This is a genomic window from Falsihalocynthiibacter sp. S25ZX9 (assembly GCF_041205405.1).
Lineage (GTDB): Bacteria > Pseudomonadota > Alphaproteobacteria > Rhodobacterales > Rhodobacteraceae > Falsihalocynthiibacter > Falsihalocynthiibacter arcticus.
In genome coordinates this window covers 1-3,134 of record NZ_JBGFCD010000046.1, presented here as the reverse complement: position 1 = coordinate 3,134, position 3,134 = coordinate 1, and the positions used below count along the sequence as shown (strand labels likewise).

At 51.5% G+C, this 3,134-nt stretch carries 1 protein-coding gene and 1 pseudogene; both read left to right on the top strand.

Annotated elements, in window-relative coordinates; genetic code table 11:
* Positions 1 to 426: 426 nt before the first annotated feature.
* Positions 427 to 2,718, top strand: coding sequence for an Orn/Lys/Arg decarboxylase N-terminal domain-containing protein (locus AB9F29_RS21110; RefSeq protein WP_369757151.1), 2,292 nt, complete (start codon positions 427 to 429; stop codon positions 2,716 to 2,718).
* Between the two features lie 81 nt (positions 2,719 to 2,799).
* Positions 2,800 to 2,995: pseudogene (locus AB9F29_RS21105) on the top strand (hypothetical protein); the annotation flags it as partial.
* Between the last annotated feature and the right edge of the window lie 139 nt (positions 2,996 to 3,134).

Genomic DNA, 3,134 nt, shown 5'->3' with positions numbered 1-3,134 from the left:
AAGTGCACACCCAAGCTTAAACCTAAAAAGCCGCAGAGAAGATTTCTTCGTCACGGCTTTTGTTCACTTTAAGTCTTGTTTGCCTGTGAACTTTGCTTTTCCGTAATCAATGTCGCTTCGCTCTCCCGTTTTAAACGGCCCGATCATGAGACGCATCCACACCCGTTGGGCGTAAGGGATGTGTGGCGATCTTTTTCGCGTTAGCAGCTCCTGACAACAATCACTGAAATGGCAGGGTTCTTCTTTGTCCTGAGCCTTGCAACCCACTTGATGCCGTGGCTTTTTTGACCCAAATAGTAAAACACGGGTGTCTTGATTCGACGGCGCTCGGATTAAAGGAACGACGTCGCTCAATTTCCGGCTTGCGATGAATGAAGCGAACCCGGAGAAAATACATCGTTCGCCGCCGTCATTTTGGAGCTTTTAATGAAATTTCGCTTTCCAATTGTCATCATCGATGAAGATTTCAGATCAGACAATTCTTCGGGCTTGGGTATCCGTGCCATTGCAGAAGCCATCGAGAAAGAAGGCTTCGAAGTGCTGGGTACGACCAGCTATGGCGATCTATCGAAATTTGCACAACAACAATCCCGCGCCAGTGCCTTTGTGCTGTCCATAGACGATGAGGAATTCACAACCGGTCCCGATCTGGACCCTGCCGTCTTGAACCTGCGGACCTTCATTGAAGAGGTGCGTTGGAAGAACAAAGATGTGCCGATTTATATCTACGGCGAAACCAAGACCAGCCGCCACCTGCCCAATGATATTTTGCGCGAATTGCACGGGTTCATTCACACGTTCGAAGACACGCCAGAATTTGTCGCCCGTCATATCATTCGCGATGCCAAGACCTATTTGGAAAGCATTCAACCGCCGTTCTTCAAGGCGCTTCTCGACTATGCAGAAGACGGATCGTACTCGTGGCACTGTCCGGGGCATTCCGGCGGTGTGGCATTTCTGAAAAGCCCGATTGGACAGATGTACCACCAGTTTTACGGCGAAAACATGCTGCGCGCCGATGTGTGCAACTCGGTTGAAGAATTGGGGCAATTGCTTGACCACAACGGCGCCATCGGTGCGTCCGAACGCAACGCGGCGCGGATTTTCAATGCGGATCATTGCTTCTTTGTGACCAACGGAACCAGTACGTCAAACAAGATGGTCTGGCACCACACGGTTGCCCCAGGTGATGTGGTTGTGGTCGATCGAAACTGCCACAAATCTATTCTGCACAGCATTATCATGACAGGTGCTATTCCGGTCTTCATGAAGCCCACCCGCAATCACTATGGCATTATCGGACCAATCCCGAAGGCCGAGTTCGAGATAGAGGCGATCAAAGAAAAAATCCGCGCCAACCCCCTCTTGGGGCATGTGGATGCCGACACGGTCAAGCCACGCATTATCACTTTGACCCAATCGACCTACGACGGCGTTTTGTACAACACAGAGACAATCAAGCGCATGCTCGACGGCTATGTCGAGAACCTGCATTTCGACGAGGCTTGGTTGCCGCACGCCGCCTTCCACCCATTCTATGGAAACTTCCACGCGATGGGGCGCAAGCGGGATCGTCCAAGTCATTCGGTGACTTACGCGACCCAGTCCATTCACAAGCTTCTGGCTGGGATTTCACAGGCAAGCCACGTCTTGGTGCAAGACAGCAAAGACACCAAGCTAGACCGGCACCTGTTTAATGAAGCCTACCTGATGCACACCTCGACCAGCCCGCAATACAGCATCATCGCAAGTTGCGATGTGGCAGCCGCGATGATGGAGCCTCCAGGTGGACGTGCATTGGTCGAGGAAAGCCTGCTTGAATCGCTCGATTTCCGCCGAGCCATGCGCAAGGTGGATGGAGAATACGGCAACGACTGGTGGTTCCAGGTTTGGGGGCCAGACGAGCTTGACGATGAAGGCATCGACAGTGCGGAAAACTGGGTCCTGAAAAAAACCGACGCCGAGGGTGTGCAGCCGTCAGATGGCGAGGAATCTTGGCATGGCTTTGGCGACATGGCCCCCGGTTTCAACATGTTGGACCCGATCAAGGCGACAATCATCACGCCGGGCTTGAAAATAGACGGGAAGTTCGACCTCTCCGGCATCCCAGCGTCCATCGTTACTAAATATCTAGCCGAACACGGCGTGGTGGTCGAGAAAACCGGCCTTTATAGCTTCTTTATCATGTTCACGATCGGGATCACCAAGGGGCGTTGGAACTCGTTGTTAACCGAATTGCAGCAGTTCAAGGACGACCACGACAAGAACGTGCCAATGTGGCGCTGCATGCCGAAATTCTGCTCAAAGCAGCCCCGCTACGAGGGAATGGGCCTGCAAGACATGTGCCAGCACGTACATTCGCTCTATGCCAAGTCGGATGTCGCGATCTTATCGACCGAGATGTACCTCAGCGATCTCGTTCCGGCGATGAAACCAACAGATGCTTTCTCACATATCGCGGCGCGCACCACGCAGCGTGTGCCGATTGATGATCTTGAAGGGCGCATTACCACAAGCCTTGTCACACCATATCCCCCGGGTATCCCGCTTCTTATCCCAGGAGAGGTCTTTAATAAAAAGATCGTCGAGTATCTTAAATTCAACAGAGTCTTTGCGCTTGAATGCCCAGGGTTTGAGACAGATATTCATGGGCTCGTTCAGGAATTGGACGAAAACGGTCAGATCCAATATTTTGCAGACTGTGTTGCATCAGACTAAGCAATTAAGTCTGGGGGGAATCCTGTTTGTTCAAATATGGTTGCCCGACACCCGTTTGAATGGTGGGGTCAAATGAAACCCAATCGTGCGATCCTAAAATGGGCTGGTGATAACAACTTAGATTGGCATTACATCGATTCTGGGAGACCAAACACCCGCAGAAGCGCGTCGAGCGTTTGAGAAATTTGAGGGCGCCGCGCAAGAGGGCTTGCCCAAAAACTGTCAATCGGCCCAACTTGCCCGAACGTGCATATTTGGGCGTTATGAGGAACAATAGCGGAACTTCTCAGTTAGTTGCAAGAGGGCTAATTAACATAACATTGATTATAGGACTTTCTCATGTAGCTGGGTGCGCGCTACCTCCAACTGCGACTCTTGTTAGAAAACAGTATGTTATCTGACAGGAGGAAGCGGTA

Excerpts from the sequence above, each read along its gene's own strand:
- AB9F29_RS21110 (WP_369757151.1), top strand. The coding sequence starts at position 427 with ATGAAATTTCGCTTTCCAATTGTCATCATCGATGAAGATTTCAGATCA.